Genomic DNA, 23383 nt, shown 5'->3' with positions numbered 1-23383 from the left:
GCAAACTAAATAACGGAGAAAGATATTGCTGAATACCATTACAGACCAAGTTTCAGTATCAGATACACAAACAAGATCGCCAAGGTTGTGGATACCTGAACGGGTACTGTTTACACCTGCTGCCCTAGATGAGGATTGGGGGCAGCAGATTCTTAAACGTGTGCAGTCACTCAACTTACCAATAGAAGAACTATCACAGAACCGCCTGAAGGGACTGCGTGGTGAATCTGAGCGGGATACTTATAACATCGCCAAGCGTACCTTAGCGGTGGTTACTGCACCACCCAGTTCTTTTAAACTGAGTCCGATCCCACCTTCTGCGGATTGGCAGTTTCACCTTGCCGAGGGTTGTCCGGCTCATTGTCAATACTGCTACCTAGCGGGTAGCTTGTCGGGGCCACCTGTCATCCGCGTTTTTGCTAACTTACCGCAGATATTAAAGAATTTAGCTAACTACGAACAACAGGGGAAAACCACAAGTTTTGAAGTTAGCTGTTATACAGACCCATTGGGTATTGAGCATTTAACTGGAAGTCTTGCTGAATGTATCCGTTACTTTGGCACTCGTCCTAATGCACATCTACGTTGGGTATCGAAGTTTGATGCTGTGGATGGATTACTCGATTTACCACACAATGGGCATACTCGCTGTCGGATGAGCGTTAATGCCGCACCGATTTCTGGTAAGTTTGAAGGTGGCACGGCATCCGTAGCATCCAGACTGAATGCATTGCGACGGTTGGCGCTACCACAAGAGCGTGGCGGTGGCGGTTATCCAGTAGGCTTGGTTATTGCGCCAATTATGCCGATAGACGATTGGCAAATGCACTATAGTCGTTTGTTTGAGCAGATAAACGAGGCACTGGATTTTGACTGTAACCTTACCTTTGAGTTAATCTCGCATCGGTTCACACCTGGGTCAAAAGAAGTGTTACAAACTTGGTATCCGCAATCAAAATTAGAGATGGATGAGGCAAAACGCAGTGTCAAGCGAAATAAGTTTGGTGGGACGAAGTACGTTTATGAGAAAGACACAATGAAGGCGTTGCGTAGCTTTTTTGAGAGTGAGATTAGTAGGCGCTTTCCAAATGCTGAAATTCTTTATTGGACTTAGAAGAATACTTCGCTCATATAAAGTTTAAGCAAATTAATTATTGGACGAGAGAGCGATCGCATCATATAGCGATCGCTCTTTGTGGTCTGTCCCATTAATTTTGATGGGTTTGTAGTAAGCACAAAGCGTGCTTAAAAATCTAGGACTAAAGTCCTGACTACAAACTTTTTTACCCGTTGCCTGGGTTTGGCTACGCCCACGCAAAGCGGGATAATTTGGGCAGATTACAGGCGGCGTTATACATTATTAAGTGTATCTGCAATACCGGACTTGTTCTGGCTTAGTCTCAATAGCAAAGGTTTGGAGATGTTTACTTTATCAGAAACTTCTATCCTGGCGGCAATCCTACTGGTAGCTTTAGGCATTTTGGGCTGGGGCTTTTATCGCGCCAGACCTTTTGGTAAACTGGGAATCTTAGCCTGGTTACAGTCGGTGGTGTTGATGACCCCCTGGCTCCTGTTTTTTGGATTGTTTGCCGCAGGGATTTACATTAATATAGCGGGTATATTGTTCTTAGTGGTGACATCTGCCGGATTGTACGTCTACTTGGGCAGACAGTTACGCCAAGCTGGGCAAGATACCATCCTCAAGCAACGCGCTACAGAAAGACTCGCTGCTGCTTCCTCACTTGAAGCAAATTCCCCACAACCAAAAGTAGCAGAACTGAAACCGGAGATCCCACCGATACCAGAAGAAGACTTGAATGCAGTTAAAGGTATTTTCGGTATCGATACATTTTTTGCTACAGAAACGATCGCCTACCAAGATGGAGCCATTTTTAAAGGCAATCTACGGGGAGAACCAGAAGAGACTCACAACCGTCTAACTGCAAGTTTACAACAACGCCTTGGCGATAAATATCGTCTGTTTTTAGTGGAAAATACAGACGGTAGACCTGTGGTGATTGTCCTACCGAGCCGCAACGATCCCCGGCCGATGTTGTTATCGCAAAAAGCCTTTGCAGGTGTTCTGTTGATAGCAACCATTGCCACAAGTTTAGAAGCTGCGGGATTACTACTGAATTTTGATTTTTTTGGCAATCCAGGGCGGTTTCAAGAAGCTTTGCCCATAGGCGCGGGAATCTTTTCGATTTTAGTAGCTCACGAAATTGGTCATTGGTTACTTGCCCAGCGTCACCAAATTCGCCTTAGCTGGCCCTTTTTTCTCCCCGCAGTGCAAATTGGCTCCTTCGGTGCAATTACCCGCTTTGAGTCTCTGTTGCCCAACCGCAAGGTATTATTTGATATTGCCTTGGCAGGGCCAGCCGCAGGTGGTATTGTCTCTTTGTTAATGCTGGTGACAGGCTTGCTGCTTTCTCATCCAGGTAGTTTATTTCAATTGCCAAATCAGTTTTTCCAAGGGTCGATTTTGGTGGGAAGCTTGGCGCGAGTTGTCCTTGGTTCGGCGTTGCAGTCATCCTTGGTAAGCGTTCATCCCCTAGTAGTGATTGGTTGGCTGGGGTTAGTAATTAACGCTTTGAATTTGATGCCAGCAGGACAACTAGATGGTGGGCGAATTATTCAGGCGATTTATGGACGCAAAACCGCAGGACGAGCAACGGTCGCAACTTTAATTTTACTAGCGCTAGTGTCTCTCGGTAATACTCTTGCCATGTATTGGGCGATCGTCATTTTCTTTTTGCAACGGGATCAAGAACGCCCTAGCTTGAATGAAGTCACTGAACCCGATGATGCTAGAGCCGCTTTGGGGCTTTTGGCTCTCTTCTTGATGATTACCACGCTTCTACCTCTTACTCCTGGCCTGGCTGGGCGTTTGGGAATAGGATAGTGTTTATGGAGCCTACACCCAAACAAGCAATATCCGCAATTCGGGTGTGCGCTCAACTTACCAGAGTTTATAAAAGAATAGACCTTGTAAGATTAGACGAGCGCACCAGAAATATTTATATCTTGGCGAATAATTCAATCGAAGCTGAGGTAACACCAACTGGAGAAATTCTTTGGTTATGACAAAACCTAACTTTCAACAAATGCCTTTAGAGCAGCTCAGAACCTATATTTTGGAGCATCGCAACGACGATGAAGCATTTCATATTTACATCGACAGGAGACGTGCCCAATCTCCAAAACAGATGCCGATGACTATTGAGGAAGCGGAGGCTGATTTACAAAGACGGTTTGGACAGCAAGCTAGTTAAATTACCATGAAAGATTCTTAAGTGATTGTCGGTGAGTCAGCGCGGTCTTGGGGGTTTCCCCCATGAGCGACTGACGTTAGCGCAGCGTTAGCGAGCTTGCGAGCGTCACCCCAAAGGGGTGAACCTTCGCTTAAATTAAGCGATGTGTTCACAGACACCTTGTGAGGAAAATTAACTGAAAGGTTTCCAACCTGCTAGCAAATTCGGGTAAGCTGTTGGTGTGGGAAAAATTTTCTGAAAGGCAGTTTGACGCTCTTGAGGTTTTTCTTTGCTCATATTCCAAAGGGTTTCATAGAAAAAGAAAGAAACTCCAGCAAAATTGCGATCGCGTACTTTTTGCACTTGTGTTTGAATCTGCTGCATTGGTATAGATCGGTTTTTCAACCCAGCCAAAATGCCTACACTCACTGGAATATGACTCTTGGCTGCTTTCACTTCTGGATACTCTAATTCGCTGATAAAAACATTCAAGTCATCACGATATATCTGCAAAACTAAGTCTTCGACGATTCCTAGCCGTTCCCACTTCTGCCAGTCTGCTAAAAAGAAATCGTAGGAAAGACGCTGAGGATTAGGAGCAACGGAAACCAGGCAATTTTTTTTAGTAGCTTTGATAGCTGTAAATACCCGCTTCATAAACTCGGTGATTTTATTAGCTCTCCAGCGTATCCATTCTGGATCTTTGAAGTTTTTGGAGGGAGCTTTACCACCGTGTTCTTTTTTGTAAAGTGCTACTGTATAAGCATCGTATCCTAATTCTGATGGTAAACCAAAATGGTCATCAAATTGAATACCATCGATATTGTAGTTTCTAACAATTTCAACGATTAAATCTTGAATAAATTGTTGTACTTCTGGGCGAAAGGGATTTAACCAAACGCGATTATGTGTCCCTTCTTTGACAATCCGAGTCCCATCGCTGCGACTGGTGAGCCATTGGGGACGATTTTTAGCTAATAGAGAATCCGCTGGTGCCATAAAGCCAAATTCAAACCAGGGAATCACTGTTAAGCCTTTTTGATGTCCCACATCGACAATTTCTTTGAGGATATCTCGCCCTTTGAGTCCGGGTGTGGGATCGAGCGATCGCCCGATCACTTTTAGTGCAACTTTACTAGGATACAATGTATATCCCCAATTCCAAACCGCCGGATATATGGTGTTAAAATTGAGTTCATCAAGGCGTTGCAAAGATCCTTTGAGGCGATCGCGCTCAAATAACACATCACTATCAATATTTGTTAACCACACTCCCCTTAACTCAGCTTTTGGCGTTGACGGCAGATTTATTTGAGCGTTCAATGGGAACGACAAAATCAGCGTCGCGATCGCACTCAAGGTAAGCATAACGATAAACAAAAGAGACTTTCTACTCTGGCGAATATTCCACCAAGAGGAAAACTCAACACACCACTCTACAAACCTTTTCATCATGATTTAAAATGTCTGTGTCAGTGAAGGAAACATTGGCATGATAAATAATATTAATGCTTAACCTTTGTTTCCTGCTCTAAAAACAGATTGCCAATATCAAATAAAAGTTGCATAGTACCTCGATAGCCAACTTTGCAGAACTCACCACTATCCAAGCGGTCAAAAATCGGAATCCCTTGACGATAGAGAGGAATTTTTAAACGTTGAGCGATCGCTACTCCATGAGAGTTGGTAATGAGTAAATCAGACCCAACCGCCAATTGCTCAAAGTCTTCCAAATCGCCGATAGTAACGCTCTCGATCGGCAGTTTTTCGAGCAAAGGAAAGCGTGTTGTTGTTACTGCTGAGTGAATCTCAACTCCTAGCGATCGCATGACACGGATTTTGTTATCAAGTTGTCATTGGTATTTCCAAATCAATAGTGGCGTTTTGACGTCGATCCTGATTTGTAATAGCATGGAAAGTTATCGCAATATCATGAAAACTGTTCCCCAATTTGCCGATCGCTTAAAACAGTTTGCCAATAGAGCTAAAATTACTCTCAGTTCTCCAATTGACAAAGGCATACCGTGGGTACTCAGCATAGATAATGTCTTACCAGAAGGAGACTTGCCCAGTACTTGATAGATATACCAGAAAAATCGCGATCGCCCCTTTTGCCGAACATTGGCGATCGCGCCGAAATCCCAAACCACGGCAAGGTGTTTAAGTGCTTTGTATCTGCTTATTTACCTGATTGAGAGGATAAAGAAAGGAACTTACGGGCGTTTGTGAAAATACTTGTGGGGAATGGGGTTACGGGTAAAGGGTAAAGGTATGGAGTTTTCCCTTACCCTTTAACATGAGTCCCTTTCCCCAACATCTTGGCATTTGTTACTTTTGCAAGATGTCTATTTATTGGTATCTAAATTCCTTGCGATTCCAGTTGGGAGATGTTGGGGAAATATTTGGGGTAAAACTGGGGTAATGTAAAAGGGTCAAGATGTTTACAAAGCAGCCGTGTTAAACAAAAATTATGTCGTCCGTTCAAAGTAGATTTTATCCCAAGACGACAATGGTCTTTTAAATAAGCATTAGCTTCTATAATTGCCATTTGACATACGGGTGTAGATCCGTTTAACAGATTTTGCGCTTTTTTATACCCTATATTGTCAAGTTAGGCACTTATATCTCGCATATAGATAACTTTTACCCTCACCACTGGAGAGCAAAATCTTGGGCATAGAATTACGCAGTTTCGTATTTCTCGACAGCCTGCAACCTCAACATGCAGCATATATGGGAACAGTAGCCCAAGGCTTCTTACCATTACCAGGAGATACATCACTGTGGATTGAAATATCTCCTGGTATCGAAATTAATAAAATTACGGATATCGCCCTGAAATCTGCCTCTGTCCGTCCGGGAGTACAGGTAGTGGAACGACTATATGGACTATTGGAAGTTCATTCTAGCTCTCAAGGCGAAACCAGAGCTGCTGGTCAAGCTATTTTGGCGGCACTGGGAGTCAAAAGAGAGGAATGTCTGAAACCGCGGGTTATTTCTAGTCAGATTATCCGCAACATCGATGCTTATCAAACCCAACTGATTAATCGCACGCGCCGAGGACAGCTACTACTAGCAGGCCAAACGCTGTATGTATTAGAAGTGGAGCCTGCTGCTTACGCCGCACTAGCTGCCAATGAAGCGGAAAAAGCAGCGAGGATTAACATTTTAGAAGTTCAAGCTGTAGGTAGTTTTGGACGGCTTTACTTAGGTGGACAAGAACAGGATATCCTAGCAGGAGCAGCAGGAGCATTAACGGCTATTGAAAGTGTCGCTGGTCGGGTAAATTCTCTGGGTGGGCGTCAGGAGTAAAAAAGAGAAAATGGCAAATCGAGAGCATCTAACTTTACTCAAAGCAGGTGCAGTTAAATGGATTGAATGGAGAAAGAAAAATCCCCAGATTGAACCAGACCTGAGCGCCGCGAATTTGCAAGGCGATAACCTCAGAGGTGCAAACCTCCAAGGGGTAAACTTGAGAAGAGTTGATTTGGGTAATGCTTTACTTGTGCGGGCAAACCTCAGTGGTGCTGACCTCAGTAGTGCCAACCTTTATAAAGCCTTCTTGAATGAAGCTAACCTGAGTGCGGCTAACTTCAGTGTTGCTAACTTGAGTGGCGCTATACTTACGCAGGCAGATTTGAGTCATGCCAATTTGATTGGAGCTGACTTAAGCGGGGTGGATCTTAGAGGTGCTGCGATCGCATCTGCTAATCTAATTGGCACTGACTTAAAAAGCGCTAACTTGAGAGATGCCGATTTAGGTGCAGCGAAGTTGATTCGGGCTAACCTCACTTTTGCCAACCTGATTGAAGCTAATTTGATTGCAGCTGACCTCAGTGAAGCGAGTTTGTACCAAGCAGATGTTTTAGGGGCTTATCTTTACAAAGCTGACTTATACAAAGCTAATCTGACCAAGGCTCACCTCAGTGGTGCATACTTGTTGCGGGCTAACCTAAGTGAAGCTGATTTGAGTCAAGCTGATTTGAGTTGGACTAACCTTAGAGATGCGAATTTGGCAGGAGCGAATCTTAGAGGAACTAACCTTAGAGGAGCTGACATTCGGGGAGCTAACCTCAGCGGCGTAAATCTTCAAGAAACAATTATGCCTAATATCACTCGCTTTGTGCATTTTTAACTCAGAATTGGGTTTGGGGAAAAGGTTAATAGGTATTAGTCATTAGTCATTAGTTAAAAATTCAAAATTCAAAATTCAAAATTCAAAATTCAAAATTCTTCCCCTGCTCCCTGCCCCCTGCCCCCTGCCCCCTACTCCCTTCCCCGCTCTTTAACTCCCCCTGTTCTCTTGCCTTTCTTTGAGTTTCAGCATAATTTGGGCGTGCATCTCGCGGGTAATTGGGTAAAAATACGTTAAAACTAAGCCAAAAATCAAACAAACTGTCGGTATGGGGCCAACAGCAACGCGAATAGCAAACAGTGCTGATTCCGGTTGGATGGGTAATGGACTTCCGGCTACAGATTCTTTGAAACCAGCTACTTGCAAAGCATTTCCCACCAAAAATAGTCCCAAAGCTAAACCAAATTTTTGCAGCAAAACCATGAAGCCATAAAAAATGCCTTCTCTGCGTTGTCCGGTTTGCAGTTCATCTAATTCAATCACATCTGGAATCATTGACCAGGGAATTAGATAAGCTGTTGATACACCAATACCTGCCATCACAGCCATCACATACATCAAAACTATTTGACCAGGCTGTAAGAAAAATAGTCCTGCTGCTGCTATAATCCACAAACTCATTCCCAGAAAATAAACAACTTTTTTGCCGATTTTTTTACTCAACGCTCCCCAGACAAATAGCATCACCAAAGCAGTTCCTTGGACTGCAATCATCACTGTGGGCACGTCTGATTCTTTAAGACCCATACAATTGACTACAAAATAGGGAATAATGCTGGCTGTTACCTGTACGCCTAGCCAAGAGCAAAGATATATACCAATAACAAATAAAAAAGGTCGGTTACTAAAGACAATTTGTAGCTGTTCAAAGAAGGGGAGAGATGCAGGTTCCTCGGTTTGGCTGCGTTTAGCCTCAAAAGCCAAAATGCGATCGCGGACTCCAAAAACGCACCAATATAATCCGAAAATCGAAATTACCGTACAAATGGCTGCTAAAACAAGATATTGTTGTTGGCGATCGCTAATTTGAGAAAAAACAATTTGCGTTAAAATCAACGATAAAATGCTGCCACCAATAGAAAATGTAAAGCGATAGCTGTTAAGGCTGGTGCGTTCGTCGTAATCTTGAGTCAGTTCTGGAGTCATCGCCGTATAGGGCAAATTCACAACTGTGTAAAACGCCTGAGATATCACCCCAATCGCTACGTAATACCAAAATAATGGCCAAATATTATCACTCTGATTTGCACTAAATCGCGGTACAATCCACTGCAAGAAGAAGAAAACTCCAAAGGGAATAGCCCCATAAAACATCCAAGGAAGACGACGACCCCAACGCCGAGATTTCGTTTTATCAGTCAGGAACCCGACAAACGGATCGTTTATGCCATCCCAGATTTTGCCAATCATCAAAATACTGCCAGCTAAACCCGCAGGGATACCAGCAACATTCGTGAAGAAAACCAGCAGAAAAAAGACGGAGATATTTGCAGTAATTGCTGGGCCTAAATCTCCTGCACCGTAAGCTAACTTTGTTTTTAAGTCGAGTTTTTCACTGAGAGGATCTCGTTTGGCATCGCCATCAGCAGCAGAATTATTCATAAAACTTTGCACTCATACTAAAATAAAAAGTCTGCAATCGCCTTCAATACTGCCATCTACCACTCCCGTTAGACTTATGCCAGACCTTTATGTTTCTTGGTCAGATTATCACCAAAAAATTGAACAACTGGCTATTCAGATTTATGAATCCGGTTGGGAATTTAACCAGATTATCTGTCTTGCCAGAGGAGGACTAAGAGTCGGAGATATTCTTTCCCGTATATACCAGCAGCCGCTAGCAATTTTAGCAACCTCATCTTATTACAATGGCACTGGTAAGCAAGAAAGAAGTAATTTAATTTTCTCCCGTCACTTGACAATGACTGCGGAAAAGTTAGGTTCGCGCATTCTCCTAGTGGATGACTTAGTAGACTCTGGGGTAACACTCCAGCAAACTATACCTTGGCTCAAACAAAATACTGATTTTCCCATTGAAGAAATTCGCACCGCCGTTCTTTGGTATAAAGCTTGTTCAGTTATAGCACCCAATTATTATGTTGATTATCTACCTGATAACCCCTGGATTCATCAACCTTTTGAACATTACGAGCAGATGAACCCCGCCGAACTTGCGGCTAAGGTAAGCCAACTGTGTTGATTATTGGACTAATTTAACGTGAGTTCGATGAACCTCTCCCGGACAACCTCCCTCTCCCACGGGGAAAGGGAGGAGCAACGAGAAATTAGGGTTTTGGCTCTTCTCTGGGTGTCCAAGAGGGGTTGGGGGAGAGGTCAAAAAAGGGCTTGTCGAACTCACGTTAATTTACTAAGTAGCGATCGCCCAGATAACCAGCAATGCTCACGATCCAGCGATCGCCTTCTTGAGCCAATATGACTCCACAGCGCCAGTTAGGGAGAGGTGTGATGATTGTCGAGAGATCGCCTTGGAGGTTTCCTGGTTTGCGGCGATAGATGCGCGTAGTATATTATATCCATGCGTACCTGTTCCTCTTGGGGCTTTTCATAGCCGAGTTTCTCTAGCCATACCGGACTAACAGGCACCAATCACAATGTAGTCATAGTGACATTAAGTCTGTTAAATTTTGAATCGAACTTAATTCCTGTGTACTATCTCTGTCCGCTTTTTGTTGATGTGTGACAGTTGGGGTGCGGAAGGTGAGTTAAAAAAGTAAGATTTCGCGTTCAAAGTTTTCTGGCGTCGGTTCTATCTCCCAAACCAATCCTTCTTGAAGATCGCCCAGAGCGACATCAATGTAAAGCCTATCTACAGCAGTTTTTGCTTGTACTTGGTTTCCATCAAATGGTTGTAAATCTTCTGTCAAAAGTCTCAATTTAAATCCACTGGGAATCATCTCGCCTTTGCTTGCATTATGCAGTTCAATGCGCCATACTCTATCTTCAATATTAGTTTTAGGCTGTACGCGCAATTTGTATTGTTGTCCGGCAATGGTGACTTTCCGCACTAAAATTGGCAATGTTGATGGTTGCTGTGAACTCCTAGCTAATGCAAAATTTGACTGTGGCTCAATACTCGCCCAGCCAAATTTCTGTGCAAAATCTGACACCCCAGTTTGCAACCATTGATTAATCGACCACTGTTGTTGTTGTCCTTGGCGTTGTTCATACAATCGCTGTCTCCAACCTCCATGTTCTAGGAGCGCTCCCCAAATTGAAAATGGTACTGCTAGCCGTGGTAAAATGACTTTAGGATTTCCTAGACGTTGAAGTAAGTTGTGTGCTTGCGCGAGGGCTAATTCTGCCAGTGGTACAGTTTCTTCAGCATGGGTCGCTTCTTCGGGACATAATTGACTTGCCATCCACAAGATATTGAGGTTAGAAATTAAATCCTCTCCATCCAAACAATAAGCGCGATCGCTTGCATCGTAACTACCCATACTTTTCAGTAGAGTATGGGTCGTATATCCCCAAATCCGTATACAACCCTCTTCCAAATTAACTTGTACCGCTAGATAATAATCTGCTGTCCAGGTAGGAATATCCACCCACTCCTGAGGAACGCGCAGTTCGCTTAAATCTGCTGCTTCAGATGGAATTAATACCAACCGTTTTTCTTCCAGGGAAATCGCTACGCCATCGACTACTTCCCAAACGCTGGGCAAAGCGGCAATATTAGGAAAAACAGCAGCATTGGGAGTATGTTCCGATCGTAGCCAAGGCAGAAAAGCATTCAAGCTCAAGCGGTTGAGATATGCCATCCAACGGCGATTACTCGTCGAAAACGCTTGATTTTGCTGCCAAAGTTTGGTTTGCTCGGTTTCAGGAATTTCTAACCACAAATGTGTAGAGTTTATTAAATTGATTGTGCCTGGATTAAACATCATGTTGATACTACTCCAACTTAGAGGAGGAAAGACTATAGTAAGCTTTTAACCATTCCTCTAAAACGGTGTTGATATAGTTAAGTATGAGTGAGTTTAGAGAAATATGCAGTGACTCTTTACTCCAGTTTGCCAGCTTGAGTAGTAACGAGTCTTTTGCTTTGGCGAGTTTACGAGAAATGGTATATTGCTTAATTCCCATCTGTTGGGCAATCTGCTGTTGAGTCAAATTCTGGCTATAGTAAAGTTTTATTATCTTTTGTGCCTCCTCATCCAGGTTGTCCAACGCTGCAATTAACACATTGCTGATTTGAGATTGCATTGACTGTCTCTCAAGCAATTCTTCTTGAGCAATGATTTCCGTCATTAAGGAGTCCTGCTTCAGTTGCGGTAATATATCTTGATACTCTCCAGAATCGTCATTCCCTCTAGGCGCATTCAGAGAAGCCATACTGGGGTAAAAATATTCTCGTACTGCTTTGGCACAAGCAACCAGCCATTTTTCTATCGTTTGCGGGTTGCACTCCATCCCTGGTTGGGAAAGTTGGGTGTGGTGTTCCGAATTGTAAAGCTGGGCGATCGCAATCCATGTAGAGTCATCTGGCTTTGACAGTTGGCGAGTACCTGTAGGGTGCTGTGGAGCATATAGTGCTTGGTAGCATTTCCAAGCTAATACGTAGCGTTGTATTGTCTCTCCACTCAGGCCAACATTTTGTAAAGACTCCACCAGACGCTTTTGAGTCAGTTTCCGTAACAATCGCCAGTTAGTACTAATATCAATTTCATTGTGCGATCGCAGTATTTCCTTAATCTCGTTACTGAAAATTGCACTCGCATAATTATTCAAATTAAAACCCATGTTGGGTTTAAATCCTTTTAAAATTTTATCTACACTAGTTATGACCATTTGAAAGCAGTCAGATACTGTGTATTGAGTAGCAGAAAGATTAGTAATTATTTTGTAAGCCGCCCAATAACACGGTTCTTGTAAATAAGCCGAAAAATGTTCTCTTGCCAGACCTTCTGGTTGAATTTGCCACAATTTATACCAATAACATATCCAAAAATTCTCTGAATGTTCTGGCTGCGATAGACTTGCCTGACAATTAAGTAGATTTCGCCGTAGTTTAGGATCGATTGCCCAACCAATTATTCTGTCAGCATCTAATTGTAAAAAAGTTGTAAATAATTCATTGATACTTTTACGAGTACGCATAAAATAACTACTCATTCTTGCATAAGTCTTAAGTTATCAACTAAAAAGTCCTGGTTTATGTAACGGGTAATGAACTTTTGCCGTTGGATTGTGCAGGTGGTTCTGCAACCAGAAGAAGCCAAAGGCTTTGTTTTGCTTGAAAACGTTGGGTAGTCGAACAAACTTTCTGACTTTTCACGGTATGTGGAAAAGGTCATTTTGAGGGTTTCCAAGCCCTGATTTTTCTGTTAACCATTATCATTAGCTCAGAGCTATTGATAATTATCTTGTGGAAAAACCCACGCTTTTTCGGTGTTTTAAGACTTACCGTGAAAAGTCAGAACAAACTTTTGGTCGGCTGATGGGATATCAGCGATTAATCAGAGACGTGCGAGTTATTGCCCGAAACATCGGAGACTTTTATTTATCTTGCCATGATCCGCATTATATGAGGCTATTAGCATAATATTTTACCTCTAAAAAACTTTTCAAGCATCCTCTTAGAGGATAAACTGATCGTTGGAGGTAGTAAAGATATATTTGTGCTTGGCAGTTTCTACACTGCGTCTAACCAATTTGCGATTATTCAAGCTTTCGCATCCAGCGAGTTGGACAAGATTCAGATTAAAGGCAATCTATCTGAGTACACGTTAAGATAGAATCGCGACCTTCAGTTGGGAATCGGCGCATTTTACGTGGAGATTCTCTTAAACAGGAACTGGATTGCTGTTGTTCAAGATACCATCAATGTGCTGAATTCCTGATTTATTAGGCACATAAAATATTTATAGATATGCCTGTGGCTATGCCGTAGTGGTCAATATCCAGTATGCTGATATTTAATGCTGAGGCTGTTATGCATCAAAAATACAAGATTTTGCGATCGCACCAGCAGCACGCGGGTTTCAATACGTGACTACAAAATTCTTGCTATAAAAAATGAAAGGTAAAGTAATTTTTTCAAGTAACGCCTTTCGGAGATTTTGAGTTTAGTATAACTTTAAAAAAGTTAATTATAAACAGTAATTTTAGGATAAAACTAGCAAAGATGTCTCCAATAGCTGTTGGTTCTAGTTACTCAGATAATACACTAAAAACAGGAAAAGCCAAGCTCTGGATTTTATTAGTAGGTGTTAACGATTACCAAGATTCGGGCTTACCTTCTTTGCGTTACCCAGCTGTGGATTGCCAAGGGTTAAAAGAAGCACTAATAAAAGCTACACAGGGGTTTCCTAATAAAGAAGTAATTATTCATAATGATTTGGCGGCACAACCGCCGACCTTGGAAACAATTCGTCGCAGCCTGCGACAAATTGTTTCGCAAACTCGATCCGAGGATTCGCTTCTGCTATATTTTTCTGGACATGGCATGTTAGAGCCTAATACTCAGCAGGCTGTACTTTGTTTAGCAGATACTCGCAAAGATGACTTGCTGAGTACGGGCTTGGATTTGCAAGAATTATTACAGATGTTGGAGGGTACTGCGGCAAATCAGCAAATAGTTTGTTTAGACACCTGTCATAGTGGAGACTTCAAGTTATTAAGGGGAAACGCTGGTAGTGCTAGAGACGGAAACATCTCTGATAATTTATTTAATTGTGCCCCAACCTTCATGAAGGTGTTACAACAACGTGCATCACAAAGTAAAGGATTTTGTGCCTTACTATCATGCGATCGAGGACAACAATCCTGGGAATTTCCAGAACTAGGGCATGGTTTATTTACTTACTACTTAATGCAGGGGCTATTAGGTGAAGCCGCTGACTCACAGGGTGTCATCGAAGCCGACGGTCTTTACAAATATGTTTATCGCCAGACGCTGCAATATATTGATAAATTAAATCAGCAACTGCGTCTAATTAATCAGCAAAAGCTCGATCGTGGGGACAGTAAACTCCATCCAGAATATCCCCTGCAAACACCCAAACGAATTGTGGAAGGAGTAGGAGAATTAATTCTTGGATTCAAACCTGATACGGTTGAATCTCACAAACAGCGACGGGCGCTGGTAATCGATGGACTTGCAAATAAGAAAACTACAACAGACTTGAGTCGGCTATTTGCTGGGGCTGGCGGCTTTGAGGTAGAATTTTTTCCTCAGCAAGGCAAATCTTGGTCAGAAATACGAGCAACAATCCAAAACTTTCTACATTGGAGTAGTGAATCAGCAACTAAATCCGTTTCGCAGTTAGGAACAATCAAAAATACACCAACCTCCTTATTATACTTACGCGGGCACATCGAGGAAATCGAAGATGGAGAAGCCTGGTTAGTTTTAGGCGATGGAATGCGTCTAAGTCGTTCTTGGCTAAGACACGAGTTACGACGCGCTGCAAAGTCTCAACAAATAATTATTCTGGATTGTCCTGAGGCTACTTCCCTAAACAACTGGATAGAAGATTTGCATAGCGGCACGGAACAGGGACAATGTATAATTATCGGTGCTTCCACAGCAGAGGAGCCAGAACTATTTTCTCAAACACTTCTAGAAACACTGATTGCAGCCAATCCGCAAGTTGGGTTGTCAATTGCCAAATGGATTACTCAATTACAAACGCATTTATCAGCAAAAGGTGTCGAACTTGATGTCTGGCTATTAGCTACACAAACAGTCATTGATATTTTACCGGGTAATATTGGTATAGTTTTTCAAGATTTACAAGCAAAGGAAGTACCATTAAACGAGGAAAACAAACAGGGAAATCAGGAAAATTTACTGCCCAAAGACGTTAATAATTTACCCAAACTAGAATTTGCTTCCCAGCGATTTCCAAATCATCCCGTCTCTGTTGCTGCTCCTATTGCTGCTGATTATTTAGAAAAAACACAACCTCAATTAAATTTCAAGCTAAACTCAGAACAGTATTCTAAATTAGAACAGTTGCTGAAGCTATCATTAGGGTCGATTGCGCTTACCATTTTAAAAAGAACTTTAAAAAAGGTAACTAACTCTAAAGAATTAGTAGAACAATTAACCTTTTACTTGTTACCAGAACAGCAACAAAGTTTTGAGCAGCAAGCAATAGCTATTTTAAAACAATCTACTGTTGCATCTAAAACCACGTCAGATAATTCTTCAGGCATTGATCCCAGATTTATCAGTAAATGTGAGCGCGAGTTAGCCTATGCAGTTGGACCAATTGCTAATTTTTTAACTCAAAAGATTTTGAAATCTGAACCGCAAATTTCCGTACTAGAATTTGTAAGCAAGTTGGCAGCAAAAATTTCTAATAAGCAGAAGGCTTTAGAGTTTGAACATAGGATGCTTGGTAAATTAAAATAAGTTAGCGAACATTTATCGCTAGCAGCTTGCGGCAAAAAAGTATATCTATCTAGTATTGGTATTATTATTTAACATACTCAGAGCAATTTCTAAACTATACTTCATCCGGTTAAAAGCGTCCGCCAACGCTCCTATTTCATCTTTGTCTTGTTTACCAAAATTGGCATCCATATCACCGATACTCACTTTTTCTGCCACATTAGCCATTCTTTTAAGACGCTGTAGCACTGTCTTTTTTAACAAGAAATTAATAATAATAACGATGATTGTAAAAATAATCCCTAAAAGTCCTAAGATTAGATAAAAAGACCACTGAGCAGTTTTAAAAATTTCCTCAGCCGGAACATAAACAATTTGAGTGGCAACAATTTGATTAAACTTCCACCCAAACCCATGTTCTTTTCCATAGGTTACTAATTGACTTTGAGGAGCCACTTCGGGAGCGCTATGGCAACGCAGACAACTTTGTTCGCCAACTCTAAAAGGTCGAGCGGTATAAAATAATTTATTTTCAAATACATTTCGGAAACCGGATAGACTTTTTAACTCTGGTTGTTGATTAAATTTATTAATAATATCGGCTTCAAATTTGTCCGCCATATCCCTCATATTTGTGGGGTTTGGCGCAGCATCTTTGTAGATAAAATTACTAAATCCTTGGGTTTTACGTAAAATTTCAAAAGTTTCTCTAACAGAGAATGTTGGAATAACTTCTGGAATAAATTGTTCTTGAGTGTCTACTCTCGGTAACAATAATGGTTGTACGCGGTCATTGGTATATTCTCTAAGTGAATTTGCAATTTGCATGGCAATTATTGCTTGAGAAGACACCTCTTGTTCTGCCTTTTGTTCAAGAACGCTCGATAAAGCAGTACCACTAATTAAAATCCCACCGAGAAAAGCTATTATTACAATTAAATTGACTTTTGTTCCAATTTTCATAACTATTTTTAGTATTTAAGGTTCTAGTAATATACTATAACTATAGCAATCCTAAACGAGTGATTCATGTAGCTTAGGAAAGACAAATATTTAATAATAGACAGATAATCAAAACAAGTCTTTGAGGATAGATAAAAGACATTTTGGCAGTTTTTGACTCTTCTTTTCTCTGGCTTTGTGAGAAAACCAGGTGTACTCTACACCCGTTGATGAATCCGCCCACCTGCTTTATAGACTTGTCGCTTATTAATATCAATTTTGAGATTGTCTACAACAATAACTCCCAAACTATAGCAATCCGATTTGATTTCTGAATTAATCGTAGGGACTAGGGACTGGGGATGGTGGGGCCCCCTCTGGGGATAAGGGGTAATGGGGACTGGGAAGAAGGAATAAAGGTGTACCTAGCCTCGCAAAAATCAAATATGAGTCCTATATAAATAGAAGTGATTATTACTTCGCGCTCCTTTGATAACGCCAAACTTGCATCTGAGAAACTACAAAGAAAAGTAATTCCCATCGAATTGGATATCACTGACGATCGCTCTATCGATCGAGCAATAAAAACCCTGCACCAAAAGATTGAGCGCTTAGATGTTTTGATCGATAATGCCGGCGTGTATCCAGACATTGGGTTTACCACTGAAGCGGCGCAGTTTATGGATTGACTCGCGCTGGACGGATCGATCCGGCTCGCTCGATCGAAGCACGACTGAAGTTTGAAGAGATGCTCAGTTATGCAACTCATCTGGGGTTATACGCCGAAGAGATCGGTGCCACTGGTGAGGCGATGGGAAACTTTCCGCAAGCGTTTACCCATCTGGCACTGATTAGCGCTGCATGGAATTTGAATAAGGTTCTTGAAACTTCCTGAAATCAACATAGTGTTGCGTGTAGTAGAAAGTGTCTCTTTGTTTACTTAGGCTTGGCTGGAATTATCTCAAATAATACTTAAGGGAGAAAAGAAGTTACAAGATATCAGTTAATTTTGGGTAATGAGTTTTTAATTAAAGATATTGTATTAGGGCTAAGGAGAGGAAAATGACAAATGATTTAAATTCATACCTACCTGTACCAACTAAGCAAAAATTCGCAGCTACTTTTCATATAGTCAGACCGATTAGCTTTTGGCTACAGTTAGCGCTAGGTGCTATTTCTAGCTTGGCTTTGTTATTGGCTATATTTAGCCGTAATCTCACTCCCCAAACTACAACAAATTCGGTTATGGCTTTTGGAGTATTTTTGGGAACTATGGGAATTTTAGTGCTGTGTTTCCGACTCTATTGGGTGAACCAATACAGGCGTTTAGACAAACTTTTACAGTCGCCTAATCGTGAATTACATCCAAGCAAACAGGACGTGATTCAAGTCTTACAAATTGGCTTAATTGTTAGTGCGATCGGACTGTTATTAGCTTTTTTAGCAGCTGAAGTGACCGTTATAGCTGTACTATCGAAAACTCTAGCTCTGCCTCAAGGAGTGGCAGTCTATAGACCTGAAAATGTCATTCGTTCCCTAGATATTTTTGTGGTTTTAGCAAACGTCAATCTGATTGGCGCTCATTTTGTAGGAGGCGCTACTTCGCTTGGGTTGCTTAACTGGTTGGATCAATAGCCCTGCTTGGAACTTGGTATTTGAACTCTCCTCTGCTCCCCTGCTCCTCTGCACAAGAGCCTGTCTCCACTTAATATTTTTGGGTTGGCATACCAGTAGATTTCTCCAAGCTCCAGGCACCGCATATTAAGGCGATATTCAACCTCACCATTCCATTTGATGAATCTCTGGCATGAATTTTAGAACCTAGAGCAACTGAGTTTGTCTAACCAGTCACGGCGATCGCTGGAGTCGGGGAAGCGGGTTAGCCCGGATTTCTCACCACATTTCGATCGAGCCATTGATGATGAGCGCGATTCGATTTTCGAGCGATGGCTAAATCGGGATGAACTGTTTCTTAGTGAAGTCGTGTTAGTCACTAATAATATAAGTACAACTACACTCAATACAGTTCGGTTAAACTCTAAGCGGTATTGAGAACAGAAAAAGTGAGCGTTTCTAATTTAGCTCCTTGCCCTCTATGTAGTCGATCGACTTTGGCTTGCTTCATACTCTGTATTTGGCGAAAGCATTGAACCATTTTTTATCTTATGCTGCAACGGCTTCCTTGCCATGTTGCCGCAGCAGATCCATCAGTTCATCGCGATAGTCGTGGAAGGTGGAATGACGCTTGATCGTGGGGCTACGCTCCGGCAGATTGATGGTCATTACCTTGCGTACTGTGCCAGGACAAGCACCCAAGGCATAGATGCGGTTGGACAGGAAAACGGCTTCCTCGACATCGTGGGTAATCATGAAAATTGTAATGTTGGTGCGCTGCCAGAGGTCAAGTATAAATTCATGCATCGATTCTTTAGTGTGGATATCGAGCGCACCAAACGGCTCATCCATGAGCAACACTTTAGGTTCAGACGCAAGGGCGCGGGCGATCGCAACACGCTGCTTCATCCCACCCGATAGCTCCTTGGGTAGCGAACCGCTAAAGCGGGACAAGCCGACGATGCTGAGAAAGTAGCTTGCCTGTTCGCGTCGCTCTTTTTTAGGAACGCCTTGTAGCTTGAGTCCAAACTCGGTATTTTCTTGCACGTTCATCCAGGGATAGAGCGTGTAGTTCTGAAACACCATGCCGCGATCGGGGCCTGGGCCAGCGATCTGCTTGCCATCAATGCGTACTTCTCCCGATGTCGGGCTATCGAGTCCAGCAATTTGGCGGAGTAGCGTGGATTTGCCGGAACCGGAGGCACCGACCGCGCAAATAAATTCGCCCTGCTCGATTGCCATGTTAATATCTTTGAGAACTACGAGCGTACCGGATTGAGTCGGAAAGTGTTTGTTGAGCTTATTGACTTGCAAAAACATTGGTTTAGCCTCTGTGAGTTGAATGTTTTATCGAGTTGTTTATCGCTGCTGAGTTGTCCATTTGCAGGTGACGCGAAGCAGATACTGAAACAACAAATCAAATGTCAATCCGATGATGCCAATCACAATTAGTCCAACAAAGATTTCATCGGTTCGTAAAAATCGACCAGCAACGCTGATGCGTCTTCCTAATCCTTCGTTTGCGGCAATTAGTTCGGACACAATCACAAGCTGCCAAGCAGCAGCTAAGTTGATCCGGCAGGCATCCAAAATGCCGGGAAGAACGTGCGGTAAAATCACCTGAGTTAGTGTTGCCCAGCGATCGCCACCCAGCATATAGGTTGCTTCAATCAACTCTTTAGGCACAAACTTTACAGTATCCATCACCATCAACGTATTGAAGAAAAACACGCCGATGAAAATCAGCATAATTTTCGGTTCTTCGCCAATGCCCAAGTAGAGAATCAGCAGTGGAATAAAGGCGGGTGCAGGCATATAGCGCATTAGACCAAACAGCGGCTCTAATAAAGCGCGAATGCTGGGAAAACTCCCCATCAAAATCCCGACTGGAATTGAGAAACTTGCTGCTAACAAAAAGCCAACAGCAACCCGCCAAAGACTTGCTACAGTATCTTTGAGCAGTTCGCGTGTCATCCACAAGCGCTCAAAGGCTTCTGCAACTTTCGCTGGCGTTGGCAAAAACTTGGGATCGATGTTGCCGAAGCTGGTTACTGCCCACCAGAGCAATAGTGGCAGGGCAATCGAAGTAATGGTTAATACTGTATAAAGGGGCTTAGGGATATCTTCGACCAGCCGCCAAAAAATCGTAGATTTCATGGTTTTTGGTTTGGTGAATGGTTGAAGCGAGCGAGGCGGAGTGCTGTGGCTCATCGTTTAAATTTGGGGTGAGGGATTCAGGCAGACAAGTAACACCGAATTTGCTAGTTTTATCCAGACTTAGTTCGCTTTTGCATATAGGCTTTAACGAAGCGATCGTCAAATAAAAATGTTGTATTCGGTTTGTTTTTCGCCAACCCCACATCAATCAGAAATTGGCTCATTTGCTCGGTAGCATACAGTAAAGAAGCCATGTTGTTGCCAGGTTGAAAAGCTTTCAGATTTTCTTCAACTGTGAAAAGGCGCGTACCATCGGCATATTGTTTGTATTCCTCAACTGGCACACCTGCCCGTTTTGACATGATGATGTAGGCACGATCCTGGTTTTCCCGGATGTAATCGAGCGTGGCAAACCAAGAATCAACAAGTGTCTGAATTTCTTTGGGATGTTCATTCAAAAATTTACGCGACACGACCAAGTGATCGGAAATTGCACCCGGAAAGTCTTTAGAACTGAACAATTCTTTACTACCCGATCGCTGCAATGCCTGTGTTGTAAACGGTGCAAAAACGGCAACTGCATCAACTTGACCGGCAGCAAAAGCAGCAGCCGCTTTTCCTGTTTCCAAAGGCACAAACTGAATGTCTTGGGGCGTTAAGCCAGCTTGTTTCATGCCCAGCAACAGCAAAAAGTGATCGACGGTGCCTTCTTCGGCAGCCACTTTTTTACCACGCAAATCTGCAACGCTGTTGATTCCTCCTGCGACGATGACTTTATCGTTGCCGGTCGAGTTGTCGTTGACTAGCACCACGACTTGATCTGCACCTCCTGCTACTGAACTGAGCGTATCACCAAGGGTTTGACTATTGGCATCAATTTGTCCGGCTGCAAGGGTGCTAATGGATTCAAGGTAGCCATCGAACCACTTAAGGTTAACGGTTGTATTTTTAGTTTTAAAAATTCCTTGCTCTTGAGCAACTTGCCAGGGAAACCAACCCGGCCAAGCGCTGAAACCCAAGTTTATCGTTCTAGCTTTGCTGTTAACGGCTGCTGCTGCCTCGGCTTCGGTGGTAGTTTTAATATATACTGCTGGGTTTGTGCAGCTTACAGCTAAAGACATAACAACTAAAAATAACAGGCAAGTTGTGAGGAGCGATCGCTTTTTCATAGGCAAAATAATATTTTTTAATTGCAAATAATAAGGTAAAGGGCAATAAACTTGAATTGATATAACAAAGCCCAGAAAGAATCATTCAGCATTTAATAGCTGAAAACTTCCTCCCGGGCTTTTCCCCCGCCGTGTAATAAACTAATCAGGCGCTCAAAATTCACAACCAATTAGCTTACCGACTTCTCTTGGACCAGCATTTGTATCTAATCCAGAAACAAGTTCAACACTTGCTCCGTTTAACCCAAACCGGAACCCTAGAAGTCTATAAATTTTGCGTTCAATTAAACTTTTAAATTTTCCAGACAATTGCTCATTTAAGAACCTACTATCTAGAACAAGTAGAATACTGAAAACCTACATTTGTTTTTTCTTTTCACCGAACACTGTAACAACGAGCGAATCCCCAAATTGTATTCAATGATACGATAATCAAATAAAAGGTGAGGGTTTGTAGATATTTGCATGGTTTTTTCAAAAAAGCGATCGCTGCCTCAGAGCGATCGCGCCTGCCACTTTATTGCTTTTCAATAGCAGATTCAGATAATTTTTAGCTGCACAAAACTGTTAAAAAGTAATTACGGATACAAATTTCTTTGATTACTCCTGCTAAAAACATAATGAACAAATATTGTGTAAAAATGCTAACCTAAATAGGAAACGCCCTATTTACAATATTGTCGAAGTTTAGCAAACTCAAATTACAAACTGAATAAGGATGAGCTTCTAGGGTTCCGATCGCGCCTTTGTGTGTGATGGCTGGTCCAAGAGAAGCAGCCGACTCTGAGCGAGTCGGTCACACGGCGGGAAAAAAGCCCGGGAGAGCCAGACAGTATGACTGTATTGGTAATCTCCTGGGCTTTGTTATTTGAGTCAATCGTTTCTTCAATTCCAGAGGTTGAGCCTTTGGCAATTCCTAAACCGATCGTCCAACCGTAACAAGAGGATTTTATGGTGCAAGCATCTGTTCTGCCGAATATGGGGGTAATCGATCCGAGCCTGATTTTGCTTGATGAAAAGCTGCCTGGTGGTGCGTATTGGCATTACGCGATCAAACGGGGAAACACCTTGCGTGTAACTGATTTGGAAGGATCTCAGGGTGTTTCGATGATTTGCTACAACGCGGATAGCCCCATCGAGCGGGTTAATGTGGCAGATACCGCCAAGATTCAGTTCAACGCCTTCCTTAAAAAGGGCATGGTAATTTACTCTGACATGGGACGCATTTTGTTCTCCATCACAGAGGATACCTCCGGCTATCACGATCTGATTTGTGGTTGCAGCAATGCTGCTAGCAACGCTGCAAAATACGGCGAGGGGTCTTACAACAAATATGGGGAAAGCGATTATAACAACTCCCGCAACAATTTTCTCAAGGCTTTGGGCAAGCGTGGTTTAACCCGCAAAGACCTAATGCCTAACCTCAATTTGTTCAGTCGGGTAGCAGTGCGTCCGAATGGGGATTTGGAATATGTCGCAGGCGAGGAAAAACCCGGCAGTTTTATTGATTTGCGGGCGGAAATGAATGTGTTGGTAATTATTTCCAACTGTCCCCATGTATTGCACCCCGATACAGTGTATAAGCCTAAGCCAATTCAGCTTACCGTTTGGAAATCGCCTGCACCTGCACCGGACGATCTGTGCCGCACTGCAAACGAACAAGTGATTCGTGGTTTCACTAACACTGATGCGTTGTTTGCTCAAGAGTAGTTGGGCTGGAATCTGTAACTTAATTTTTTTGCATTTGAAAATAGCA

At 42.6% G+C, this 23383-nt stretch carries 23 protein-coding genes, 2 pseudogenes and 1 riboswitch; of the genes and pseudogenes, 14 read left to right on the top strand and 11 right to left on the bottom strand.

The window, feature by feature from the left end; translation table 11 throughout:
• The first annotated feature begins 91 nt into the window (after positions 1–91).
• Positions 92–1114: a spore photoproduct lyase family protein gene (locus RMZ42_RS03810; RefSeq protein ID WP_322670187.1), complete on the top strand. Its 1023-nt coding sequence runs from the start codon at positions 92–94 to the stop codon at positions 1112–1114.
• Between the two features lie 33 nt (positions 1115–1147).
• Here RMZ42_RS03810 and RMZ42_RS03805 read toward each other — a convergent pair whose 3' ends face one another.
• A complete protein-coding gene (locus RMZ42_RS03805; RefSeq protein WP_322670152.1) occupies positions 1148–1318 on the bottom strand; it encodes a hypothetical protein in 171 nt (56 codons plus the stop codon).
• Positions 1319–1420: 102 nt separating this feature from the next.
• Between RMZ42_RS03805 and RMZ42_RS03800 the strand changes: the two genes are divergently transcribed.
• The 3 genes from RMZ42_RS03800 to RMZ42_RS03790 are packed head-to-tail and all read left to right on the top strand — an operon-like array spanning position 1421 to position 3272.
• A complete protein-coding gene (locus tag RMZ42_RS03800; RefSeq protein ID WP_322670151.1) occupies positions 1421–2902 on the top strand; it encodes a site-2 protease family protein in 1482 nt (493 codons plus the stop codon).
• 5 nt (positions 2903–2907) lie between these two features.
• Complete coding sequence (locus RMZ42_RS03795; RefSeq protein WP_292828677.1) at positions 2908–3084, top strand: DUF6888 family protein; 177 nt, start codon at positions 2908–2910, stop codon at positions 3082–3084.
• Positions 3081–3272: a DUF6887 family protein gene (locus RMZ42_RS03790; protein ID WP_190942379.1), complete on the top strand. Its 192-nt coding sequence runs from the start codon at positions 3081–3083 to the stop codon at positions 3270–3272. Before RMZ42_RS03795 ends, RMZ42_RS03790 begins: the two co-directional genes overlap by 4 nt.
• A 171-nt stretch (positions 3273–3443) precedes the next feature.
• On the opposite strand, the gene RMZ42_RS03785 is transcribed toward RMZ42_RS03790, so the two are convergent.
• The 3 genes and pseudogenes from RMZ42_RS03785 to RMZ42_RS03775 form a co-directional block, all read right to left on the bottom strand.
• Positions 3444–4703, bottom strand: coding sequence for a glycoside hydrolase family 10 protein (locus RMZ42_RS03785; protein ID WP_322670186.1), 1260 nt, complete (start codon positions 4701–4703; stop codon positions 3444–3446).
• Positions 4704–4756: 53 nt separating this feature from the next.
• Positions 4757–5080 (bottom strand): annotated as a pseudogene (locus RMZ42_RS03780) (nitrogenase component 1); the annotation flags it as partial.
• A gap of 90 nt (positions 5081–5170) precedes the next feature.
• A complete protein-coding gene (locus tag RMZ42_RS03775) occupies positions 5171–5401 on the bottom strand; it encodes a hypothetical protein (protein WP_322670150.1) in 231 nt (76 codons plus the stop codon).
• A 520-nt stretch (positions 5402–5921) separates the two neighbouring features.
• Between RMZ42_RS03775 and RMZ42_RS03770 the strand changes: the two genes are divergently transcribed.
• Positions 5922–6563, top strand: a complete 642-nt coding sequence (locus tag RMZ42_RS03770) for a hypothetical protein (protein ID WP_322670149.1) — start codon at positions 5922–5924, stop codon at positions 6561–6563.
• A gap of 10 nt (positions 6564–6573) precedes the next feature.
• Positions 6574–7386 (top strand): pentapeptide repeat-containing protein, encoded by an 813-nt coding sequence (locus tag RMZ42_RS03765; protein ID WP_322670148.1) that lies wholly within the window; start codon positions 6574–6576, stop codon positions 7384–7386.
• 150 nt (positions 7387–7536) lie between these two features.
• Here the strand turns inward: RMZ42_RS03765 and RMZ42_RS03760 are convergent, their stop codons facing one another.
• Positions 7537–8988, bottom strand: a complete 1452-nt coding sequence (locus tag RMZ42_RS03760; protein WP_322670147.1) for an MFS transporter — start codon at positions 8986–8988, stop codon at positions 7537–7539.
• 76 nt (positions 8989–9064) lie between these two features.
• Here RMZ42_RS03760 and RMZ42_RS03755 point away from each other — a divergent pair, with 76 nt between their 5' ends.
• Positions 9065–9586, top strand: a complete 522-nt coding sequence (locus RMZ42_RS03755; protein WP_322670146.1) for a phosphoribosyltransferase — start codon at positions 9065–9067, stop codon at positions 9584–9586.
• Between the two features lie 523 nt (positions 9587–10109).
• Here the strand turns inward: RMZ42_RS03755 and RMZ42_RS03750 are convergent.
• Positions 10110–11291, bottom strand: coding sequence for a DUF1822 family protein (locus RMZ42_RS03750; RefSeq protein ID WP_322670145.1), 1182 nt, complete (start codon positions 11289–11291; stop codon positions 10110–10112).
• Positions 11292–11298: 7 nt separating this feature from the next.
• Positions 11299–12504 carry a sigma-70 family RNA polymerase sigma factor gene (locus RMZ42_RS03745; RefSeq protein ID WP_322670144.1) on the bottom strand — a complete coding sequence of 402 codons (1206 nt, stop codon included), beginning with the start codon at positions 12502–12504 and terminating at the stop codon, positions 11299–11301.
• A 66-nt stretch (positions 12505–12570) separates the two neighbouring features.
• Here RMZ42_RS03745 and RMZ42_RS34625 point away from each other — a divergent pair.
• A pseudogene (locus RMZ42_RS34625) lies at positions 12571–12659 on the top strand (IS5/IS1182 family transposase); the annotation flags it as partial.
• Between the two features lie 872 nt (positions 12660–13531).
• Positions 13532–15766, top strand: a complete 2235-nt coding sequence (locus RMZ42_RS03740) for a caspase domain-containing protein (RefSeq protein WP_322670143.1) — start codon at positions 13532–13534, stop codon at positions 15764–15766.
• Between the two features lie 45 nt (positions 15767–15811).
• Here RMZ42_RS03740 and RMZ42_RS03735 read toward each other — a convergent pair whose 3' ends face one another.
• Positions 15812–16708, bottom strand: a complete 897-nt coding sequence (locus tag RMZ42_RS03735) for a c-type heme family protein (RefSeq protein WP_322670142.1) — start codon at positions 16706–16708, stop codon at positions 15812–15814.
• Positions 16709–17154: 446 nt separating this feature from the next.
• Here RMZ42_RS03735 and RMZ42_RS03730 point away from each other — a divergent pair, with 446 nt between their 5' ends.
• From RMZ42_RS03730 to RMZ42_RS03715, 4 genes are all read left to right on the top strand, one after another.
• Positions 17155–17376, top strand: coding sequence for an SDR family NAD(P)-dependent oxidoreductase (locus tag RMZ42_RS03730; protein ID WP_322670141.1), 222 nt, complete (start codon positions 17155–17157; stop codon positions 17374–17376).
• Positions 17373–17582 carry a glycoside hydrolase family 15 protein gene (locus tag RMZ42_RS03725; RefSeq protein WP_322670140.1) on the top strand — a complete coding sequence of 70 codons (210 nt, stop codon included), beginning with the start codon at positions 17373–17375 and terminating at the stop codon, positions 17580–17582. The genes RMZ42_RS03730 and RMZ42_RS03725 overlap by 4 nt, the downstream gene beginning before the upstream one ends.
• A gap of 167 nt (positions 17583–17749) precedes the next feature.
• Positions 17750–18322 carry a DUF3611 family protein gene (locus RMZ42_RS03720; RefSeq protein WP_322670139.1) on the top strand — a complete coding sequence of 191 codons (573 nt, stop codon included), beginning with the start codon at positions 17750–17752 and terminating at the stop codon, positions 18320–18322.
• Between the two features lie 201 nt (positions 18323–18523).
• Positions 18524–18739 carry a hypothetical protein gene (locus RMZ42_RS03715; RefSeq protein WP_322670138.1) on the top strand — a complete coding sequence of 72 codons (216 nt, stop codon included), beginning with the start codon at positions 18524–18526 and terminating at the stop codon, positions 18737–18739.
• Positions 18740–18850: 111 nt separating this feature from the next.
• Here the strand turns inward: RMZ42_RS03715 and RMZ42_RS03710 are convergent, their stop codons facing one another.
• The 3 genes from RMZ42_RS03710 to RMZ42_RS03700 form a co-directional block, all read right to left on the bottom strand.
• Positions 18851–19621, bottom strand: coding sequence for an ABC transporter ATP-binding protein (locus RMZ42_RS03710; RefSeq protein WP_322670137.1), 771 nt, complete (start codon positions 19619–19621; stop codon positions 18851–18853).
• A 39-nt stretch (positions 19622–19660) separates the two neighbouring features.
• Positions 19661–20458: an ABC transporter permease gene (locus tag RMZ42_RS03705; protein WP_322670136.1), complete on the bottom strand. Its 798-nt coding sequence runs from the start codon at positions 20456–20458 to the stop codon at positions 19661–19663.
• A gap of 110 nt (positions 20459–20568) precedes the next feature.
• A complete protein-coding gene (locus tag RMZ42_RS03700; protein WP_322670185.1) occupies positions 20569–21627 on the bottom strand; it encodes an ABC transporter substrate-binding protein in 1059 nt (352 codons plus the stop codon).
• Positions 21628–22342: 715 nt separating this feature from the next.
• A riboswitch (guanidine-I (ykkC/yxkD leader) is annotated at positions 22343–22452 on the top strand.
• 126 nt (positions 22453–22578) lie between these two features.
• On the opposite strand from RMZ42_RS03700, the gene RMZ42_RS03695 reads away from it, so the two are divergent.
• Positions 22579–23337 carry an urea amidolyase associated protein UAAP1 gene (locus tag RMZ42_RS03695; RefSeq protein ID WP_322670135.1) on the top strand — a complete coding sequence of 253 codons (759 nt, stop codon included), beginning with the start codon at positions 22579–22581 and terminating at the stop codon, positions 23335–23337.
• The last annotated feature ends 46 nt before the right edge of the window (positions 23338–23383 follow it).

Origin of the sequence: Nostoc sp. DedQUE05 (assembly GCF_034530955.1) — a bacterium.
In the GTDB taxonomy this organism is placed as follows: Bacteria; Cyanobacteriota; Cyanobacteriia; order Cyanobacteriales; family Nostocaceae; genus Nostoc.
This window is presented reverse-complemented; position numbering and strand designations above follow the sequence as displayed.

Bases quoted from the DNA above. Each gene is read 5' to 3' on its own strand.
- RMZ42_RS03800 (WP_322670151.1), top strand. From the start codon at position 1,421: ATGTTTACTTTATCAGAAACTTCTATCCTGGCGGCAATCCTACTGGTA.
- RMZ42_RS03795 (WP_292828677.1), top strand. From the start codon at position 2,908: ATGGAGCCTACACCCAAACAAGCAATATCCGCAATTCGGGTGTGCGCT.
- RMZ42_RS03790 (WP_190942379.1), top strand. From the start codon at position 3,081: ATGACAAAACCTAACTTTCAACAAATGCCTTTAGAGCAGCTCAGAACC.
- RMZ42_RS03785 (WP_322670186.1), bottom strand. From the start codon at position 4,703: ATGAAAAGGTTTGTAGAGTGGTGTGTTGAGTTTTCCTCTTGGTGGAAT.
- RMZ42_RS03765 (WP_322670148.1), top strand. From the start codon at position 6,574: ATGGCAAATCGAGAGCATCTAACTTTACTCAAAGCAGGTGCAGTTAAA.
- RMZ42_RS03760 (WP_322670147.1), bottom strand. From the start codon at position 8,988: ATGAATAATTCTGCTGCTGATGGCGATGCCAAACGAGATCCTCTCAGT.
- RMZ42_RS03755 (WP_322670146.1), top strand. From the start codon at position 9,065: ATGCCAGACCTTTATGTTTCTTGGTCAGATTATCACCAAAAAATTGAA.
- RMZ42_RS03750 (WP_322670145.1), bottom strand. From the start codon at position 11,291: ATGATGTTTAATCCAGGCACAATCAATTTAATAAACTCTACACATTTG.
- RMZ42_RS03745 (WP_322670144.1), bottom strand. From the start codon at position 12,504: ATGCGTACTCGTAAAAGTATCAATGAATTATTTACAACTTTTTTACAA.
- RMZ42_RS03740 (WP_322670143.1), top strand. From the start codon at position 13,532: ATGTCTCCAATAGCTGTTGGTTCTAGTTACTCAGATAATACACTAAAA.
- RMZ42_RS03735 (WP_322670142.1), bottom strand. From the start codon at position 16,708: ATGAAAATTGGAACAAAAGTCAATTTAATTGTAATAATAGCTTTTCTC.
- RMZ42_RS03720 (WP_322670139.1), top strand. From the start codon at position 17,750: ATGACAAATGATTTAAATTCATACCTACCTGTACCAACTAAGCAAAAA.
- RMZ42_RS03710 (WP_322670137.1), bottom strand. From the start codon at position 19,621: ATGTTTTTGCAAGTCAATAAGCTCAACAAACACTTTCCGACTCAATCC.
- RMZ42_RS03705 (WP_322670136.1), bottom strand. From the start codon at position 20,458: ATGAAATCTACGATTTTTTGGCGGCTGGTCGAAGATATCCCTAAGCCC.
- RMZ42_RS03700 (WP_322670185.1), bottom strand. From the start codon at position 21,627: ATGAAAAAGCGATCGCTCCTCACAACTTGCCTGTTATTTTTAGTTGTT.
- RMZ42_RS03695 (WP_322670135.1), top strand. From the start codon at position 22,579: ATGGTGCAAGCATCTGTTCTGCCGAATATGGGGGTAATCGATCCGAGC.